The sequence below is a fragment of the Thermoplasmatales archaeon genome, from assembly GCA_014361195.1.
Classification (GTDB): Archaea; Thermoplasmatota; E2; order UBA202; family JdFR-43; genus JACIWB01.
On sequence record JACIWA010000003.1, the window covers coordinates 181,649 to 201,435 of the forward strand.

Genomic DNA, 19,787 nt, shown 5'->3' on the forward strand with positions numbered 1-19,787 from the left:
GTTAAATAATTGCATTAACATGAAGAAAGATTTGATATCAATGCTCGATGTTAAAAATGATTTGGAGAGGATAATAAATGATGCCATAGAAATAAAAAAATACGGTTGCAAAAGAATAATGGAAGGAAAAATTATGGCGATGATTTTCGAAAAAAGTTCAACAAGGACGAGAGTTTCATTTGATGTAGCGGTTAAAAAATTAGGAGGGCATTCAATATTTTTAAGTAAGAATGAAATACAACTTGGAAGAGGGGAAACAATAGAGGATACCGCAAAAGTACTAAGCAAATATGTAGATGTAATAGTTTATAGAGCATATACTCATGAAAGTATGAAAGAATTAGCAAGACATGCGAATGTGCCTGTTATAAATGCCCTCGATAATGCGGAGCATCCCTGCCAGGTGATTGCGGATTTCATGACAATAAAGGAAAAGAAAGGGAGATTGAAAGACATAAATTTCGTGTATATAGGCGATGGAAACAATAATATGGCTCATTCTTATCTGCTTGGAGGAGCAATTGCTGGGATGAAAGTCAAGATTGTTTCTCCAAAAAAATATTGGCCATCTGAGATATATGTAAAAAAAGCGAGAGAGTTAGGAGGGGTTTTTGAGATAGAGGAATTGAATGAAAATTCGCCATCAGATGCGGATGTTGTTGCAACAGATACATGGATTTCGATGGGTGACGAGCATGAGAAAGAAGAGAGAATCAAAGATTTCCAGGGCTATACTGTTAATGAAGCTTTTATGGCGAAGGCAAAGAAAGATGCAATATTTTTACATTGCTTGCCCGCCTATTATGGATATGAAGTTACGAAAGAAGTTGCTCATGGAAAACAATCAGTAATATTTGAGGAAGCATGGAACAGGCTTTGGGCGCAAATGGCTATATTGAAGTGGATTTTTGAATAAGCTCTTTATAAAGCTTCATGGCCTCCAATATTATTTCTTTCGCCTCTTTTGCATCCCCCCACTTCTTTATCTTAACTTTCTTACCCTCCAACTCCTTATAAACTTTGAAAAAATGCTGTATCTCTCTAAGCAAATGTTTTGATAAATCTCTCTTGTCTTTTATATCATTAAATCTCGGATCATTTAAAGGAACTGAAATTATTTTATCATCTGGCTTATTTTCATCTATCATTCTTAAAACTGCAATAGGTCTTACCTTTATAAGCACCATCGGGTGGCTTGCTTCAGTTACTAAAATAAGAGCATCTAGAGGATCACCATCCTTGCAATATGTTCTAGGTATAAATCCATAATCGCCTGGATAATGAAAAGGAGAAAATATTATTCTATCAAATTCTATTATATTGTATTTTTTGTTATACTCATATTTTTTTCTAGAGCCCATCGGGTTTTCGACTATTACATTAATTATTTCAGGAGGATTCTGCCCAGTTTCTACATCATGCCACAAATTTTTCATGAAAATAAATATGAAATTTAATATATTTTTATTGAAATTTTGAAACATCGAAATGCATAAATAACAAAAATAAATTTTGGAAATGATTTAAAATGAAGAAATTAATAGTATTTGCGGTAATTTTTGCAATTGCGTTGGCAAATGGCAACTCCTTAGTTGCGGATTTTTACTGGCAACCAAACGAACCAACAGATTTACAAGAAGTGCAATTCTATGATAATTCGACTGGTGAAGTGGTTGCATGGATTTGGTATTTTGGAGACGGGGAGAGCAGTACTGAAAGAAACCCTGCACACCTGTATAAGGATGATGGAACATATACGGTAAGGCTTGTTGTATGGGATAAAAATGGAAACATGGCATATAATGAAAAAATTATAAATGTATTAAATGTTCCTCCCGTTGCAATTGCTGGCGAGAATATTATTTCAAACGCAACAGTTATAACATTTAATGCAAGCAATAGCTATGATTTAGATGGATGTATAGTAAATTATACATGGGATTTTGGAGATGGAAGCACTGGATATGGCATCGTTGTTGAGCATTCCTACAATTCATCAGGAATTTATAATGTTACCTTAACTGTGATAGATGATGACGAGGCAAGTGATAGCGACGAAATTCAGGTTTTATTTGATAATAATCCTCCAGAAACAAATTATAGCATTGAAGAAATTAAGGAATGGTACAATAAAAGCGTTGAAATATTTTTAAATGCAACAGATAATCTTGCTGGAATTTATAAAACATTTTATAGAATAGGAAATGATAGCTGGAAGGAGTATAATGAGAGCATCAATATAAGCAGTGAAGGAATAAATATCTTGAGATTTTATAGCGTCGACAACGCTGGGAATTATGAACAGGAAAAAAATTTAACAATAAAAATAGATTTGCATCCACCATCTACAAATTATTCAATAAATGCAACATATGGCAATGAAGGATGGATAAGAAGCACCCCAATAATAAGCTTGAGTGCGAGCGATGTCCTTTCTGGAGTTAATAAAACATTGTACAAAATTAATGACGGAGAATGGGAAGAATATAAGGGAGAAATAAATATCTCCGCTGATGGAGAACATATCATAAGATTTTATAGCATTGACAACGCGGGCAACCGTGAGCAAGAAAAAAACATCACATTAAAAATAGATACAAGGGCGCCAACGATGAGCATTGTTGCACCTGAAGAGGGCTATATTTATATAGCATCGCGCAAGATAATTCCGACACTATTTGATAATACTTATATAATAGGAAGGTTTGCTGTGGAAGTTGAGGCAAATGATACACGCTCTGGAATGTATTGTATTGAATTTCTACTCAACAATCAAACTCTCTGGAAGGATTATGTTTCTCCCTACAGCGTTGAATTGCCAAGAGAATTTCCTTGCTCATTTAATAAATTAAAAGTCGTTGCTTACGACTTTGCGGGAAATAAAGCGGAGAGCAAAGAAATCACATACCTTAAAATCCTGTAAATTAAAACCTGATTTCCTTTCCTTCGTATTCAACTTTTATTATCCTATGATAAGGGATCATTCCCCTTTTTGTTTCAAGAAAATACCCTCCTATATTTATTATATCCTCCCCTTTTAGGTAATCAATATCATTTTCGTTTCCTCTGCTTATGTACCATACTACAACCTTGTTAAAATCATATTTTTTATCCCATTTTAGCTTGTTTAATATCCTTCTCACGAAATATTTATATACCGTTGCTATATTAAAATTGCTATTTTGAGGGATATTATGGAAAATAAAAAAGGAACAACAACACTTGCAATGGTTTGTAAAGATGGTGTTGTAGCAGCAGCAGAAAGGCGGGCTACAATGGGCACACTTATCGCTCATAAAGTAGCAAAAAAGATATATAAAATAGATGAGCATTTACTCCTTACAACTGCTGGGCTTGTTGGAGATGCGCAGATTCTTGCAAGATATATGAGAGTAGAATCAGAGCTTTACAAACTTGAAAGAGAAGAGAAAATGCCAGTAAAAGGAGCTGCAACTCTTATGGCAAACTTCCTCAATCAGAGAAAATTTTATCCATATTATGTCCAACTTATAATAGGAGGGGTTGATTCATCAGGCCCGCACGTGTTCTCGCTTGACCCAGCAGGAGGAGCAATTGAAGATATATATACAACAACTGGCTCAGGTTCACCATATGTTTTTGGTGTACTTGAAGATAATTATTCCAAGGATATGAGTGTTGATGAGGGAATCAATCTTGCAATAAGGGCACTGACAGCCGCGATGAAACGTGATTCAGCATCTGGAGATGGTATTGATGTTGTTGTTGTAACTGATAAGAATTATATAGAACTTAAAGATGAAGAGATAGAAGAAAGAAAGAAAAAGATGGGATTATAACTTTCATGCCAATTGAAGAAATTTTGGAAAAAATAAAAGAGGAAATAAGAGCATCTATACCTTCAAGTATAAGTATAACAGGTGTAGAGTTCGAAGGAGCGGAGTTGGTTATTTATACAAAGGACCCGGAAAAATTTGCGGAGGAAAGTGAGCTTATTAAACAATTAGCTAAAAAAATCCAGAAAAGAATTGTTGTAAGAGCGGATTCATCCGTTTTAATGGATATGGAAAAAGCGGAGGAAAAAATAAAAGAGCTTATCCCAAAGGAAGCAAATCTTGTAAATATATATTTTGAACCAGATGTTGGAGAAGTAACCCTTGAAGTTGAAAAACCCGGCATAGCTATAGGGAAAAAAGGAAATTTGCTTAATGAAATAAGAAAAACAATAGGTTGGGCACCGAAAGTGATAAGGGCTCCTCCTATGCCATCAAAGACAGTTCAGGACATAAGAAAATATTTGCGTCTTGTTTCTGAAGAAAGAATAAAGTTTTTGAGAAGATTTGGGAGAAGATTACATAGGGGCGTAAGCGAAGGGGAGAAGTGGGTAAGAATAACATCTCTTGGAGGATATAGAGAAGTCGGCAGGAGCTGTACAATGCTATCAACAAATGATAGTAAGATATTGATTGATTGCGGGTTAGATGTTTCATCACCTGAAAACGGTTCTCCATATCTCAATATGCCGGAAGTTTTACCCCTTGAGTCCATAGATGGAGTTGTAGTAACTCATGCTCATCTTGACCACTCGGGCTTAGTTCCAATGCTTTTTAAATATGGTTATGATGGACCAGTTTATGCAACATATCCAACAAGGGATGTAATGGTTCTTTTGCAGATGGATTACTTAAGAGTTTGTGGGGATGAGGCAAAAAAAGCTCCTTATACTTCAGAACATATAAGAAAAGAAATTCAGAATACAATCCCTCTTAACTACGGAGATACGATAGATATAGCCCCAGATATAAAATTAACAATGCATAGAGGGGGTCATATCCTTGGCTCTTCGATATGCCATTTCCATATAGGTGATGGATTGTTTAACATTGCTTTCTCAGGGGATATAAAATATGAGAAAACATGGCTTTTTAGCGCCGCCGCAACCCACTTCCCGCGCCTTGAGGCAATTGTCCTCGAATCAACTTATGGGGGAAAAGATGATATACAGCCGTCTCGCAAGAAGGCGAGCGAGCAACTTCGAGATATCATAAAGAAGACTATTGAAAACAAAGGAAAAGTGCTTATACCTGTATTTGCAATTGGGAGGTCACAAGAGGTAATGATAGTGATTGAGCAACTTATAAAAGAGAAGGAATTGCCGGAAGTGCCTGTGTACCTTGATGGAATGATATGGGAGGCAACTTCTATCCATACTGTTTATCCGGAATACTTAAATGCGGATTTGAGAAAAAAAATATTTCAGGAAGGAGAAAATCCACTGATGGCGGATTTTTTTGAAAGGGTTGATAGTGTTGATAAGAGGAGGGAAATTATAGACGAGAGCAATGAATGCATTATTCTTGCAACAAGTGGAATGCTCAATGGTGGACCAATAATGGAATATTTCAAGGCATGGGCGGATGATTCAAGAAGCACCCTAATATTTGTTGGTTATCAGGCAGAGGGAACTCTTGGAAGGAAATTACAGCGAGGTAATAGGGAAATCATTTTGGGAGATAAGGAAATAAAGGTTGAAATTAATATTGAAACTTGCGAAGGTTTCTCAGGCCATTCTGATAGAAACCAACTAATGAATTTCATAAAAAATATCTCACCAAAACCAAAAAGAATAATATTGAATCACGGGGAAGAGACAAAATGTATGGATTTAGCAGCTAGCTTATATAAAAAATTTGGGATAAAAACTCTCGCAATAAAAAATCTTGAGACAGTAAGATTTAGATAAGAATTATAAATAACCAATTGATTATAGTAAGGTGAATAGCATGGGAAAAAAGATAAAAGCAACTGGCATCTTGGTATTGTTATCCTTAGTAATTTTTATAAATAATGCATATGATGTATACTCTGGTAGCATGGATGAATTAATTGTTGATTTTTATTTTGAGCCAGAGACACCTTTAACATTCCAAACTGTTTATTTCTGGGACAATTCTACATATAACCAAAACTATGCGGTAAATTTTTCCTGGGACTTTGGAGATGGAAATATAAGCTATGAAAAAAACCCACAGCATGTTTACTCAATTCCTGGAAAATATAATGTAACACATGGGATAACTTTATACAATAATAGTGGTATTATAAACACTTCAATGGTTGTAAAGCAAATAAATGTTCTCAACCGCCCACCTGTGGCAAAATTTTATTGGAATGCTTATGGCAACAACTTTACATTCCGGGGGAATTTCGATTACGATCAGAGCTATGATTTAGATGGATATATAGCAAATTACACATGGGATTTTGGAGATGGGAGCATTGGATATGGAGCAGTCGTCACGCATACGTATATTTTAACAGGGAGATGCAATGTTACTTTAACTGTTCGCGATAACAATGGTTCAATTAATTCAATAAGAAGGGAAATAAATATTTCAAATAAGATGCCTTTTGCAAATTTTTCGTATGAGCCAGCAAATCCAACATCTCTTGATAATATTACATTTAACAGTACTTCATATGATCAAGACGGCTATATAACAAATTGGATATGGGACTTTGGAGGAGGAAAAATATTCTTTAATTCTACAGTTACATATAGATACGATGATAATGGAATTTACTCAGTATATCTTTTTGTAATAGATAATGAAGGAGCATTTAATTATACTTTGAAGAATGTTATAGTTTATAATATTCCTCCTTTTGCAAACTTTACTTGGGAACCATTTTACCCTATACCAAATAAAAACATAACATTTAATGCAAGCAATAGCTATGATTTAGATGGATATATAGCAAATTATACATGGGATTTTGGAGATGGAAGCACTGGATATGGCATCATTGTTGAGCATTCCTACAATTCATCAGGAATTTATAATGTTACCTTAACTGTGGTAGATGATGATAATGAAAATGCAACTCAAAGGTACTCTATCCTGGTTGCGGATTTTTATGTTGATAAAAATGTTTATGATCCCGCCAATCATACATGGAATAGAATTAGTGATGCATTGAATAATGCAAGTGATGGAGCATTTATATATGTAAGGGAAGGAATTTATGAAGAGGATGTAAATGTCTCAAAAGAGGTTTTTATTGAAGGAATTAATGCAACAGTATATGGAAATGTTAGCTTGCTGAAAAATATTACTTTTTGCAAAATGGGCACAAAAGGCTCATCATTTTCCGCTGGAGAAAATTGCTCAATATATAATTGTACAATAGAAGCGGATAAAATAAAATTAAACAGGAAAAACATCCTCTTCTACAATGAAATCAAAGGTGAAATTGAATTATTGGATTGGAACAATTTGACATATAACTCAATAGGAGGGGGAGTATCTGTAAAGGGAAATGAAAATGAATTTTACGAAAATAAGGTTTATAATGCGTTTTACGGATTTAATCTATCCGGTGAGTTCAATAAAGTGGTAAAGAATGAAATAAGTGGATGTATCTACGGAATATACCTCTGGAAATTCAATGAAATTGTCAGCAACGATATAGGATTTAGCGGATTTGGAATCTATATAAATACGGACAATATCCTTATTGGGTATAATAAAATTGCGTATAGCTACTTTGGTATATACTCAGCAAACTCAGAAAATGTAACTCTTCTCGATCTAATTCTTTTAAACAATACCAACTCCATTTACTCAAAAAATATTTTTGCTGAAAATGTTAAAATAGAAAATGGAAAAAATGGAATAATAGCAAATGGAAAAGTAATTAATTCTTCAATAAAGGGTTTGGAGAACGGAATAATAGCGAGCAATGTATTGATAGAAAATTGCTCGATTGAAAAATGTAAAAATGGATTGAACATCAGCAATTCAGAGATTGTTTATACCAATTTAGAAGAAAATTATATAGGAGCTTATATAGATAATACCTCCGTCATAAATTGCAGTTTCTCAAAAAACATTTACGCAATTAAAGCGGGAGATGGAAATAGCATATCAAATTCAACTCTTTCAAATAATTCTTTTGCGATAATATGTGATGGAATAAATAACTCAATTTTTAAATCCAACATTTATAGGAACGGTGGCGGTATATACATAAAAAATTCTTTTAACTCAGTTTATGAAAATATTGTAAAAGAAAATGAGTATGGATTGAGGATTTTCACCTCACCCTATAACACAATTGATAAAAATAGTTTTGAAGATAACAAATACAACTTTGATATGGAAGGAAGCGAAATTAATCATTTCTATCAAAAAATAGAAAATAATACAGCGAATAGCCTTTCATTCTTATATCTTTTAAATGAATCAAACGTTGCATTAAATGGGAGCTATGGCTACATTGCCCTTATTGGTTGCAAAAACATTTCATTAAATAATTTCAGCAACTCGCATGCTGGCGAGCTTTTGCTGGCGGGCTGCTGGGATGTGAGGTTTAAAGGCGGAGTTGTGCGGGAAAATATAGAAGGAATTTATGTTTTTAAGAGCAGGAATTTATCTTTTGAGGGTATTGAAATAAGGAATAATGTGCGGGGTTTATCAACGAAATCATCTTATGGGCTTGCAATTTATAATTGCTCATTTGAAGGAAATGAAAAGGGAATTAACTTATTCAATATAGGAAGGGAATTTTCTGAAGTTAGGATGGCAATGGTGAATTTCTATAATAATTCATATGGTTTCAGTATAGAGAATGCGGATGGAATAAATGTGAGCGGTGTAAATGCTAGTATGAATGGATTGGATGGGGCTATATATAATGGGAATGTCTATATTAGTTATTCAAAAATTTCATCTTTATCATTTAAGGAATCAGAGATAAACATATCTGTCTCAGAAATTTATAAAATTTATGTAGAAAACTCAAAAATTTCAATCTTTAACAGTTCAATTAAGAATTTAGACGCTAAGGAATGCAACTCTTATATTGAGAGATGTAACTTATCAGGAAATCTGAGCTTATATAATGGAAAAATTGAATTGAACAATAGCATTTTTTACAAAAATGAAAATATATTGTTTAACTTTTCATATGTTTCAATAAGAAATTCAATATTTAATTGGAACAATATATCTAAATTCACAGGTGCAAATGGGTCTTTGAGAGATAGTATTATAGCAAACAATAGCATTGGGCTATTGGTCGAGAACTCAACTCTTTCATTAACTAACATAACTGGTTATAAAAATGGTATAGGAATTTACTTGAATTCTTCATACTGCGAGATTTATTACGGGAATTTCTCTGAAAATAATATATCAATTTTTGTAGATGGATGGAACAATACAATTGAAAAAATATTGATTCATCATAATAAGAAAGGCATTTTGTTATATGGAAATAATAATACGGTAAAAAATTGCTCATTCTGGAGAAATGAAATTGGAATTGAAGCATATGGAAGCAACAAAATCTATTCAAATAATTTTGTTTATAATTGGAAAAATGCAATTGAGAAAGGAAATAATAGCTGGAATTTAACCTATCCTGTTGGAGGAAATTATTGGCATGATTATCTAGGCAAGGATTTTATGAAGGGTGAGAAGCAGAATATAAGTGGAAAAGATGAAATTGGCGATACTCCGTATCAAATAAATGGGAGCTATGATTTCTATCCTCTTATAGAAAAATGTAATACCGCTGCTTTAATCCCGAATGAAAAACCAATTGCAAAATTTTATTTCTATCCATCATTTCCTTCTTCATTCGAAAACATAATGTTCTTTGATTCTTCCTATGATGAAAATGGGGAAGATGACATAATTTCATGGACATGGGATTTTGGAAACGGAATTAGAAGCAATGAAAGAAATCCAATTCACAACTATACTGTTCCTGGAAATTATACTATAACTTTAACAGTTAAGGATAAAAGCAATGAAACAGGAGCATTCTCTATAAATATTTCAATAAAAAATACTCCACCATATGCAGACTTTTCATTCAAAGAGAATCCAAAATCATATGAAATTGTTGAATTTAATGCAAGCAATAGCTATGATTTAGATGGATATATAGTAAATTATACATGGGACTTTGGAGATGGAAGCAATGGATATGGAAATATTTCCTATCACAAATATATAAAGCCAGGGATTTATAAAGTTAAATTGGTTATTATTGATAACAACGGGAGCAAAAAAGAAAAGGAAAAGGAGATAGAAATAATTAATAGAGAACCAAGTGCTGATTTTATATACTCGCCCGAAAAAGCAAGTCCTGGAGAAGAGATGGAATTCACCGATCTATCAACTGATATGGACGGAGAAATAATTTCATACATTTGGAATTTTGGAGATGGAACCTTTTCATACGAAAAAAATCCAACTCATGCATATGAAAAGCCAGGAGAATATGAAGTAACATTGATTGTAAAGGATGATTATGGAGCGATTGCGAGCATTAAAAAAACAATAACGGTGAAGAAAAAAGAAATCCCATCCTTCGAACTTATCATATTTGTGTTTGCACTGATAATCTTAATTTCAAGAAGAAAAATCTGCTTTTAAAAACATAATTTAAAAATTTTATGGGCCCGCCCGGATTTGAACCGGAGTCTCTGGCTCCCAAGGCCAAAAGGATACCAGGCTACCCCACGGGCCCTAAAAATCGTAAAGTAAAAAAGGATATAAAACTTTTCCATTCATGAAAAAAATTATTGCTAATCTGATTTTAGTATTTACATTGTTTGTTATATACTCATCTGTAGCAATCAGTTTCTTCATTGATTTTGAAGCAGAGATTTCCTCCCAATCTCTAATGTTTGCTCTTATATTCAATTTCCTGATAATTTTTATTCCTTCCATATTATTTGCTTACCTTTATTATGGTGAGATATGGAATAGTCTTTATTTTAGAAAAGAGGGTGCTGTAAAATCAATATTATATGGCTTTCTATCAACAATAATTTTTCTCTTTCTGCAAGGAGCTTTTCTAACAATTATAGGATATGAAGAAAGCAATCCTTTAGCAGAGAAAATTGTTGAAATTGTAAAAAGAAATTCATTTCTCTTATTTCTAATACCAATAATCTCTTCAATAAGTGAGGAAACTTTTTATAGAGGGGTTATTCAAAATTTGCTACAAAAAAAGATGGGCATATATTCAATTTTTTTAACTTCTTTAATTTTTGCAATTGCGCATATAGAGTACAAAACAATTTTCCAAATTTTGATGCCCTTCCTTTTTGCCCTTCTTTTGGGTTTTTTAATGTACAAATTTAAAAACATTTTTGCACCGATATCCGCACATTTCTTCTATAATTTTTTAAGCTTGCTTGTTAGTGTTTTTTATGGATGAAGATATTTCATTAACTTTATTTACACAAAAATAATTAAATATGTGCATCCGAGCGAAAGAATAAAGGGAGAAAAGAGCAAAAAATTATGGAATAAAAAAATTATTTTTGGGATTACAGGCGGAATTGCAGCGGTTGAATGCGTGAAGATTGCCAGGGAGCTAATAAGACACGGGGCGGATGTTTATCCAGTGATGACAAAAGATGCGTGTAATATACTGCATCCGCAAGCAATGAAATTTGCAACAGGAAATGATGTCATAATTGAGTTGACGGGCAATGTAGAGCATGTTTCCTATGAGGCGGATTTGTTGCTAATTGCGCCTTGTACAGCAAATACGATTTCTAAAATTGCGAATGGAATTGCGGATAATGCCCTCACTACTTTTGCTCTTGCATTTGAAAATAAAATTATAATTGCTCCTTCAATGCACGAAAAAATGTTTAAAAATAAATTTCTTGAAGAAAATATTAAAAAATGCAATGAAAAGGGAATTAAATTTATTCCTCCAAAAATTGAGGAAGGAAAAGCAAAAATGGCAAGCAATGAAGAAATAATTGAAGCGGTTATAAGGGAATTGAGAGGAAAAGATAAAGAAGGTAAAAAAGTGCTAGTTATAGGTGGCCCAACATCAGAGCCAATAGATGATGTGAGAGTTTTAACAAATATTTCCTCCGGAAAAATGGCAAGAGCAATAGCAATAGAGGTATATGAAAGAGGGGCGGATGTTGAAACATGGTTTAGTAGTATAGAAAGCTTTTCATTTATTCCGAACAGGAGTTTTTCTGCAATAAAGGATCTAATCAATTTAATTAAGAAAGCAAAAAAATATGATGCAGTAATAAATTGTGCTGCAATTTCAGATTTTATAGTAAAGAAAAGAAAGGGAAAAATAGAGAGCAAAGAAAAAGTAGTTGTTTGCCTTGAGCCATCTCCAAGAATAAATCCAATGCTCAAGAAAATAGGAAAGATTGTTATTGGCTTTAAACTAGAAGAAAAAAATGTTTTTGAAAGAGCATATAAAAGAATGAGGGGAGATGGAATAGATTATATGATAGGGAATAAGATAGATAGTATAGGAAAAGATTACACACAGATATGGATAATAGGGAAAGAAGGATTAATTAAAAAAGTTAAAGGTAGAAAAGAGGAAGTTGCAAAAAATATAGTTGATTTAATATGAAGGTTATTTCCTTTGCTCCATCACACATAACCGGCTTTTTTGAAATATTTTTAAAGGAGAGTAGCGAAAAAAGCGGCTCCAGAGGAGCGGGATTGTGCATTTCCCTGGGAAGTTATGCAATTGCAGAAAAAATTTCTGGAAAAAAAATGGTAGCGGAAGGGAATATTGGAAAGGGTGAGGTTACAAAACTCGCTATCAAAAGAATTGCTAGTGGTGTAAAAGTGAAAATAAAAAATCAATTGCCTTTCTCTCAGGGTTTTGGTATAAGCGCAAGCTCTTCTCTTTCCTCCTGCCTGGCGGTGGCGGAATTGCTTGGAATTGATAGATCAGAGGCAATAAGGGCGGCACATTATGCGGAGTTAAAAAGTGGCACAGGCCTTGGGGATGTTGTGACATCAGCGAGAGGAGGGATGGAAATTAGGTTAAGGGAAGGAATTGGAGGAGAGATTAAAAAAATTGAATTGAACGAGAAAATAATTGTTGGGATAGTTGGAAAAAAAATTCATACAAAAAGCATATTGGAAGATGAGAAAAAGAGGGAAATTATAAATGACATCGGGAAAGATTGCTTGAAGAAGTTTTTGAGGAAACCAGATATTGAGAATTTTTTTGATCTATCTCTTTATTTTGCGGAGAATAGCGGGCTTATGAGCGAGAAGGTAAAGAAAGTTTTAAAACATCTCAATAAAATAGGAAAAGCATCAATGTGTATGATAGGCAACTCTGTTTTTGCAATCTATAATAAAGAGATTGAAAAATATCTATCAAGATATGAAAGTTATGTTTGCAACATAGATAATTATGGAGCAAGAGTTTTAGCAACCTTTTTCCCTTAAATGCTTTCTGAAACAATCTTTATGCCAGTATTTTCCATCCTTAAAAATTTCATCTTTTTCTATTTCTTTTTTGCAATAATGGCATTCCATAATTAAGAAATTTTTAAGTTTATATAAATTAAACTACTTCTCTTGTTATAACCGCAATACCTCTCTCAAAATCAGTCATTTCTTCTCTATTAAGAACACATTGTCCAACCGCAATAAGTTCGTCATTTTCACTCACTATCAATGCTTCATCATATGGTCTTAACTCCTTACAAGCATCCAGAACAAATTTTGCAAAAACATTTTTACCTTCCTTTACAAATGATATTGCTTCTTTTCCAATATAAACCCGCATTTTTGGTGGTTTAAAATATTTGTGCAATATTTTTGCTCCTTCCTTCTTAAGGGTGAAGAAGCCATCTGTTGCCCTCATTGAAACTAAATGTTTTCCATCGCAAATAACATTTCTTATTTTTCCTGTCTTTTTGGATTTAATTAATTCTATTTTTCCTTTAAAAAGTGCGTTTCCCGCTCCTTTTCCAAATTGATAGTCCGCGATCGCTCTTATTTTCCTTAAATCAAAATTTTTGCTATTTTTACCAAATTCCTCATATCCCGCATACTCTAATTTTTTGAATTTTCTCCATATCTTTGAGCTTTCTTTCCTTGTTTCATCATCCAAAATTTCTGGAAAAACTGACTGGGCAACTGGATAAATTTCATCAAGCTCAATTGGAATTAAACCAAATGGAGAATCTATAAAAACATTTCCCTCAATTTTTTTCAGCCATTCATTCTTACTGGTATATGGCTTTTGCATTTCATCAAATATTATACTTTTTTCAAAAAATGGCTCATATCTTTCAATAATTCTCTTCTGCAATCTATAAACTATGGGGCGATGTATGGAATATTTACCACTATAAATAAATGCTTTGTCTTTTGATATGTTTTCATATTTTTCAAGCCATCTCTTATTATTCTTTATTATTTCCATTGCTTCCATTAGGTTAGGATGACAAACCGCTCCTCTTTCAACAATTTCCATAAGGTAGCCATGCTTTATTGCCTCCCTGATTTTTTTTATCTTACCAAATGCCTGTAAAAGATTGTGCTGAGCAATTTTCTTTTCCCTTTCTCTTCTATCCATTTTCCTCATTTCATCCGCGGAATAAGAATCGCATATCTTACAATTGCAGGGAATTTCATCTATCTCATCTAACTTTTTAGTTCCATCGGGAAATATAAATCTGTTATCTTTTGCATACTTAACATAAGAAGCGGAATCGAAAATATCACATCCAAGAGCGACCGCCAGCGGAAAAATTAACGGATGACCCGCCCCAAAAAGATGAATTGGTCGTGAGGGCGGGAGATTTTTTTTGCATTCTATTATTATCTCCGCCAACTTTTTATATTCTTGATTCTCCATAAGAGGAACAACTCCTCCAATTGGATAGATATCCGCTCTGAGCTTTGCCATCTCTTTTGAGCATTTCCTTCTTAATTCCTTATAAATGCCCCCCTGAACCGTGCAAGCCAAAAGCATTTCTCCTTTTTCCTTAATGCTTTCTTTAGCCCTCCTTATTGTTTCCTCCGTCTCTTTTTTAACAATCTCATAATCCTTTCTCTCCGAAAATAAATCAAGAATTGTTCCTATATCGCTACCAATTTCTCTCTGAAATTTTACTATCTCAATAGGATCTATTTCTATCCCGTATTTATAAATCTGGAAGGAGCCAGAATCAGTCATTATCGGTTTCTTAAAATTCAGCAAGGAATGCAGCCCTTTTTCAACAGCTTCTTTTCTTAAATTTTCATCACTATATATTATGTATGAATTTGTTATTATAGCATCTGCCATAGGAATTTCACTTACTGGTAGCAAATCTATGTGAGGATTTATTACGGGTAAAAGAGTTGGAGTTAAAATTTTTCCATGTTTTGTGTGCAGAACACCTATTCTTGCAAGGCCATCTCTTACCTTTATTTCAAACATTTTATCCGCAAGTTGAATAGCCACATTGTTTGCATACCCTGCACCCTTCCTCATAGACAAGAGGTGATCCGCAATCAGGGCATACTCCTATTGGATATTTTTCCCCGCCTTCTTTTTCCTCAAAATGATCCAATCTAGGCATGTCGAAAGCTACTTCACCTTTTATATATTCCTCAATTGCCTTCGCTATTGCATCAGGGCACGAAAGAATTTTCACACCTTTTGGAAGATTTGAAGGGCTAGGGCATCTTATCAACTTCAGCTGCTTTATTATTGCCTCGGGCTTTACCCCAGAGCGGAGGCAGAGCGACACAAGTCTCCCAACCGCTTCAAGCTGTGCATCCGCGCATCCTCCCGCCTTGCCCAACCTTGCAAAAACCTCAAAAAGCCCTTTCTCATCTTCATTCATTGTTACATATAGATTTCCACATCCAGTTGGCAATTTTCTTGTTATACCTCTCATGATGGCTGGGCGGGGGCGGGGCATGCTCTTTTTTGTTGTTATTACTTGCTCTGGTCTGCTTCCTTGTCTATAGACTGTTATTCCCTTGCATTTCAATTCGTAGGCAAGCATATATGCATTTCTTACATCATCAAGTGTCGCATCTTCCCTTAAATTTATTGTTTTTGATGTTGCATTATCAACATATTTTTGAAATGCACCCTGCATCATCACATGCCATTCTGGTGGGATATCTAGAGCGGTTACAAAGAGTCGCTGTATTTCCTTTGGGATTATATCTATTCCTTGGACTGAGCCATTTCTTTCTGCAATTTCTTCAAGCAATTCATTGCTCAAAAATCCATTTTTTTCAGCAATTTCCTTGAAATAGGGATTTATTTCATATAATTTATCTTCCTTATCCAGAACATTTCTAGTAAATGAAATGGCAAAGAAAGGCTCAATTCCAGATGAGCAACCCGCAATTATTGATATACTTCCAGTTGGGGCAATTGTTGTAACTGTTGCATTTCTCATTGCTTCATATTTCCCGTAATATATGCTTTTTTCAAAATTCGGGAAGGAGCCACGATTTTTCCCAAGCTCAACAGATGCATTCTTTGCCTCTCTTTGTATAAATGACATTATTTCCTCTGCTATTTTTAAAGCCTTTTCATCAATGTAGGAAACATTAAGCTGAACAAGCATATCTGAGAAGCCCATTATTCCAAGTCCAATCTTTCTATTGGCAAGGGTCATTTCTGCAATTTGAGGAATTTGATATTTATTCATATCAATTACATTATCAAGAAAATGAACCGCTATCCATACAACTTCCTTTAATTTTTCCCAATCTATTTTTCCTTTTTTAACAAATTTTGCGAGATTTATTGATCCAAGATTGCATGATTCATATGGCAAAAGAGGTTGTTCCCCGCATGGATTTGTTGCTTCTATTTCTCCTATTTGAGGGGTTGAATTGTGACGATTTATCTCATCTATAAATATTATTCCTGGCTCCCCTGTTTTCCATGCTTCTTCAACAATCTTATCGAAAACCATTTTTGCACTAATTTTTTTGACCGCCTTTCCTGTCCTTGGATTTATTAATTCATAATCTTCTCCTCTTTTCACTTTTTCCATGAAATCGTCAGTTACCGCAACAGAGATATTGAAATTTGTAAGCTCTTGAGGGTCTTCCTTGCATGTTATAAATTCGAGTATATCCGGATGATCAACCCTGAGTATTCCCATGTTTGCCCCCCTCCTCCTCCCTCCTTGCTTTATAACATCTGTTGCGGAATTAAAAACTTTCATAAATGAAACTGGACCGCTTGCAATCCCTCCCGTGCTTTTTACAATATCTCCTTTTGGCCTTATGCGGGAAAAAGAGAAGCCAGTTCCACCTCCACTTTGATGTATTAAAGCGGTGTATTTTAAAGTCTCAAAAATCTTATCCATGGAATCCTCTACAGGAAGGACGAAGCAGGCGGAGAGCTGTTGAATATTTGTTCCAGCATTCATTAGAGTAGGAGAATTTGGCAAGAAAAGTAAATTCGACATTACTTCATAAAACTGCTTCTCCGATTTTTTTGCATCTTCTCCATATTTTTCATCCGCTAATGATATATTTTTTGCAACTCTATGAAACATTTCCTCTGGAGTTTCTATAACTTTTCCATTCTCATCTTTTTTTAGATATCTTTTCTCTAAAACTTTCATTGCATTTTCAGTGAGTTTCATAACTGCTATAACATTGTTTATTAAAATATTTTATCGTTGCTTTCAACTCCAGTTGCTTTAGAAATATGTAAATATTTATTTATTCTTTATAATTGTGAAAATTTTGATTGAATTATCTAAAGAATATCCAACCTTACCCTTATCTGAGGCAAAAGCATGTATGGGTGTTTGTGGAATAGATTATAAAGAAATTTATCACAATTCAATATTGATTGCGGAAGTTAATAAAGATGACTTTGATGAATACTCAAACAGAGTTGCTTTAACCTTCAGTGTAAATGAAATAATAAGCGAGGATTTAGAAAATTTTATTGAAAAATTGAATATTCAAGGGAGTTTTAAAATTGAGGGAGGAAACTATGAGATTAGAAGAAAACTCGGAGAAATAATAAAAAGCAAAAAAAATTTAATAGTTGATTTAGAAAGGCCGGACAATTTATTAAAAATCTTTTCTGGAAAGAAAGAGTATTTCTGCAGAGAAATTAAAAAAATTGATAGAAAACAATTTGAGATGAGAAAGCCAAACAACAGACCTTTCCATCCACCTGTTTCAATGCACCCTAAAATTGCAAGGGCATTAGTAAATTTGACGCAAGTTAGGAGAGGACAAACCCTTCTAGATCCATTCTGTGGATCAGGTGGATTGCTTATTGAAGCTTGCTTGATTGGGGTGAAAAGCATCGGGGTGGACATAAAGAAGAAAATGGTGGAAGGTTGTAGGGAAAACATGAATTACTACGGGATAGAGAATTATGAAGTTTTTAATATGGACATGAGGGATCTTGATATAAAAGTGGATGCGGTTGCCACAGATTTTCCATATGGTCGCTCCTCCCATATTTCAGATGAAATGAGCAAATTATACAAAGATGCTATTGAAAAGATAAATGATTTTTTAAGAAAGGGAAGGAAAGTGGTAATTGGCTTACCATCACTTGAATATAGGGGGATATGTAAAAATTATTTTAATATAGAAGAAATACACTGTTTTAGAGCGCACAGAAGCCTTACAAGATTTTTCTATGTTTTGTCTAAGTCCTAGTAGCCACCTATCTTTAATGTTGGATCTCCAAGCAAAACCCATTCCTGAACCGTTTTACAATGAAATTCATCTTTCATCACATTGTGTGTATTTATATAGCTTATAAGAGTATTTGCATGAATCACTCCAATAATATCCTCACCACTTGCATATTCTTTGAAGAAATTTACATTTAAAAATCCTGAGTAATATTGGATGCAATCTGGCAGATCATCTCCATCCTCATTTCCAATCGCAAAATAATCCAAACCAGTGTAGCCAAGGCTTGCTATTGCTCCCCCATCCTTTATTCTTACTATTTTCCATCCCCAGCATTCATAAGCGGTCTCTCCTTTGTAAATATAGCTATACCATTCCTTTATATTCCATATCTTGAAAAGATTAACAATGCTCACATTGAATTGACTATTGTGGCATCCCCCAACAACACACACAGGATACATTCCCTTGTTTTCCAATTTATTCATGTCTCTTAAGCCCAATCCATCAATCCACTCCTCGCTATGTGGCGGATGTGTCGCCCAATTCATCGGGTTTCCATGCCCATCAAAGAAGAGGAAGCCCGCCCCGCCATTTATTGCATTTATAACATCCTGCGGACCAGTGAGTGTGCCAAGAGAGGTCCATAGTTTTATTGCCTCAAAATCTTTCATGTATGCAAGGGCTGCTTTATTTTCCTCCTCCCCTTCATAATAGGGATCACTTGGATTTGGCCAACTATCTCCACCTACAACAATCATTTTATTGAACCAATCTTTACCCTTTGCATTGTTTTCATATTCAATAATTTTATTTATAACATCTCTTAACTCCATCTTATTTTTGCAAGCAAGCCTGCCAACATAAACATCAGGCACCAAATCAAGCTTGTCTTTTTTCATTCCTTTCCATTCCGCATATATTCCATTTCCATTGCTATCCCAGTCCTCAAAAGCGATCGAGCCATTTTCATATTTATATATATCTGCAAAATATAAGTCGCTTAAATAACCAGTTTCCCATCCACTTCTATCATCAAGATTTGTATATCTTACTGGCATAAGCCATCTTTCATTGAATATTCCTCCCTGCCTTCCTCCAACAAGCATTACATATTTTATTCCCCATTCTTCAATTGCATTCTTTATGAAATACTTCACTTTTTCTGCATCATCTCTTCCTTTTCTTGCGGATGGATGAGCATAAACTTCATTTAACCCTACTACTATTGTTCTTATTCCCTTGCTTTCCTTATGCTCTTTAAGCAAAGATAGCTCGCTTACCCATGCATCAGGAGAAATTATTAGGAAATCATATGTTGAAGCGAATGTTTTCTCTGGCAAAGAATAATCAATTTTT

General features: G+C 34.0%; 14 protein-coding genes and 1 tRNA gene. 9 read left to right on the plus strand and 6 right to left on the minus strand.

What is annotated here, in order from left to right; all coding sequences use genetic code 11:
• Positions 1–19 precede the first annotated feature (19 nt).
• A complete protein-coding gene (gene argF / locus H5T44_03455) occupies positions 20–916 on the plus strand; it encodes an ornithine carbamoyltransferase (protein MBC7081283.1) in 897 nt (298 codons plus the stop codon).
• Here the strand turns inward: argF and H5T44_03460 are convergent.
• Positions 891–1,436 carry an inorganic diphosphatase gene (locus tag H5T44_03460; GenBank protein MBC7081284.1) on the minus strand — a complete coding sequence of 182 codons (546 nt, stop codon included), beginning with the start codon at positions 1,434–1,436 and terminating at the stop codon, positions 891–893. The genes argF and H5T44_03460 overlap by 26 nt on opposite strands.
• 92 nt (positions 1,437–1,528) lie before the next feature.
• Between H5T44_03460 and H5T44_03465 the strand changes: the two genes are divergently transcribed.
• Positions 1,529–2,923 (plus strand): PKD domain-containing protein, encoded by a 1,395-nt coding sequence (locus H5T44_03465; GenBank protein MBC7081285.1) that lies wholly within the window; start codon positions 1,529–1,531, stop codon positions 2,921–2,923.
• A 1-nt stretch (position 2,924) separates the two neighbouring features.
• Here H5T44_03465 and H5T44_03470 read toward each other — a convergent pair whose 3' ends face one another.
• Positions 2,925–3,296, minus strand: a complete 372-nt coding sequence (locus H5T44_03470) for a DUF504 domain-containing protein (GenBank protein ID MBC7081286.1) — start codon at positions 3,294–3,296, stop codon at positions 2,925–2,927.
• Here H5T44_03470 and psmB point away from each other — a divergent pair.
• Genes psmB through H5T44_03485 form a run of 3 tightly spaced genes read left to right on the plus strand, consistent with a single transcriptional unit; the run spans position 3,195 to position 10,427 of the window.
• Positions 3,195–3,818 (plus strand): archaeal proteasome endopeptidase complex subunit beta, encoded by a 624-nt coding sequence (gene psmB / locus H5T44_03475; GenBank protein ID MBC7081287.1) that lies wholly within the window; start codon positions 3,195–3,197, stop codon positions 3,816–3,818. The two genes, H5T44_03470 and psmB, sit on opposite strands and share 102 nt — an antisense overlap.
• A gap of 5 nt (positions 3,819–3,823) precedes the next feature.
• Positions 3,824–5,722, plus strand: coding sequence for a beta-CASP ribonuclease aCPSF1 (locus tag H5T44_03480; GenBank protein MBC7081288.1), 1,899 nt, complete (start codon positions 3,824–3,826; stop codon positions 5,720–5,722).
• Positions 5,723–5,762: 40 nt separating this feature from the next.
• Positions 5,763–10,427 (plus strand): PKD domain-containing protein, encoded by a 4,665-nt coding sequence (locus tag H5T44_03485; GenBank protein ID MBC7081289.1) that lies wholly within the window; start codon positions 5,763–5,765, stop codon positions 10,425–10,427.
• A gap of 21 nt (positions 10,428–10,448) precedes the next feature.
• Here H5T44_03485 and H5T44_03490 read toward each other — a convergent pair.
• Positions 10,449–10,521 (minus strand) — tRNA-Pro (locus H5T44_03490).
• A 42-nt stretch (positions 10,522–10,563) separates the two neighbouring features.
• On the opposite strand from H5T44_03490, the gene H5T44_03495 reads away from it, so the two are divergent.
• Genes H5T44_03495 through H5T44_03505 form a run of 3 tightly spaced genes read left to right on the plus strand, consistent with a single transcriptional unit; the run spans position 10,564 to position 13,235 of the window.
• On the plus strand, positions 10,564–11,217 hold the full coding sequence (locus tag H5T44_03495; protein ID MBC7081290.1) for a CPBP family intramembrane metalloprotease: 654 nt from the start codon (positions 10,564–10,566) through the stop codon (positions 11,215–11,217).
• A gap of 42 nt (positions 11,218–11,259) precedes the next feature.
• Positions 11,260–12,399, plus strand: coding sequence for a bifunctional phosphopantothenoylcysteine decarboxylase/phosphopantothenate--cysteine ligase CoaBC (coaBC, locus tag H5T44_03500; GenBank protein MBC7081291.1), 1,140 nt, complete (start codon positions 11,260–11,262; stop codon positions 12,397–12,399).
• Positions 12,396–13,235: a hypothetical protein gene (locus tag H5T44_03505; protein MBC7081292.1), complete on the plus strand. Its 840-nt coding sequence runs from the start codon at positions 12,396–12,398 to the stop codon at positions 13,233–13,235. Before coaBC ends, H5T44_03505 begins: the two co-directional genes overlap by 4 nt.
• Positions 13,236–13,353: 118 nt before the next feature.
• On the opposite strand, the gene tgtA is transcribed toward H5T44_03505, so the two are convergent.
• Complete coding sequence (tgtA, locus tag H5T44_03510; GenBank protein ID MBC7081293.1) at positions 13,354–15,276, minus strand: tRNA guanosine(15) transglycosylase TgtA; 1,923 nt, start codon at positions 15,274–15,276, stop codon at positions 13,354–13,356.
• Complete coding sequence (locus H5T44_03515; GenBank protein MBC7081294.1) at positions 15,224–17,407, minus strand: vitamin B12-dependent ribonucleotide reductase; 2,184 nt, start codon at positions 17,405–17,407, stop codon at positions 15,224–15,226. The genes tgtA and H5T44_03515 overlap by 53 nt, the downstream gene beginning before the upstream one ends.
• Before the next feature lie 94 nt (positions 17,408–17,501).
• Between H5T44_03515 and H5T44_03520 the strand changes: the two genes are divergently transcribed.
• Complete coding sequence (locus tag H5T44_03520; protein ID MBC7081295.1) at positions 17,502–18,449, plus strand: methyltransferase domain-containing protein; 948 nt, start codon at positions 17,502–17,504, stop codon at positions 18,447–18,449.
• Here the strand turns inward: H5T44_03520 and H5T44_03525 are convergent.
• A partial coding sequence (locus H5T44_03525) for a peptidase C25 (protein ID MBC7081296.1) occupies positions 18,446–19,787 on the minus strand: 1,342 nt, incomplete at its 5' end. The two genes, H5T44_03520 and H5T44_03525, sit on opposite strands and share 4 nt — an antisense overlap.

What these genes read in the sequence shown, in the direction of transcription:
- H5T44_03480 (MBC7081288.1), top strand. Translation starts at nt 3,824, where the DNA reads ATGCCAATTGAAGAAATTTTGGAAAAAATAAAAGAGGAAATAAGAGCA.
- argF (MBC7081283.1), top strand. Translation starts at nt 20, where the DNA reads ATGAAGAAAGATTTGATATCAATGCTCGATGTTAAAAATGATTTGGAG.
- H5T44_03470 (MBC7081286.1), bottom strand. Translation starts at nt 3,296, where the DNA reads ATGAGCGATAAGTGTGCCCATTGTAGCCCGCCTTTCTGCTGCTGCTAC.
- H5T44_03465 (MBC7081285.1), top strand. Translation starts at nt 1,529, where the DNA reads ATGAAGAAATTAATAGTATTTGCGGTAATTTTTGCAATTGCGTTGGCA.
- H5T44_03515 (MBC7081294.1), bottom strand. Translation starts at nt 17,407, where the DNA reads ATGAAACTCACTGAAAATGCAATGAAAGTTTTAGAGAAAAGATATCTA.
- psmB (MBC7081287.1), top strand. Translation starts at nt 3,195, where the DNA reads ATGGAAAATAAAAAAGGAACAACAACACTTGCAATGGTTTGTAAAGAT.
- H5T44_03460 (MBC7081284.1), bottom strand. Translation starts at nt 1,436, where the DNA reads ATGAAAAATTTGTGGCATGATGTAGAAACTGGGCAGAATCCTCCTGAA.
- H5T44_03505 (MBC7081292.1), top strand. Translation starts at nt 12,396, where the DNA reads ATGAAGGTTATTTCCTTTGCTCCATCACACATAACCGGCTTTTTTGAA.
- H5T44_03485 (MBC7081289.1), top strand. Translation starts at nt 5,763, where the DNA reads ATGGGAAAAAAGATAAAAGCAACTGGCATCTTGGTATTGTTATCCTTA.
- H5T44_03495 (MBC7081290.1), top strand. Translation starts at nt 10,564, where the DNA reads ATGAAAAAAATTATTGCTAATCTGATTTTAGTATTTACATTGTTTGTT.
- tgtA (MBC7081293.1), bottom strand. Translation starts at nt 15,276, where the DNA reads ATGAGGAAGGGTGCAGGGTATGCAAACAATGTGGCTATTCAACTTGCG.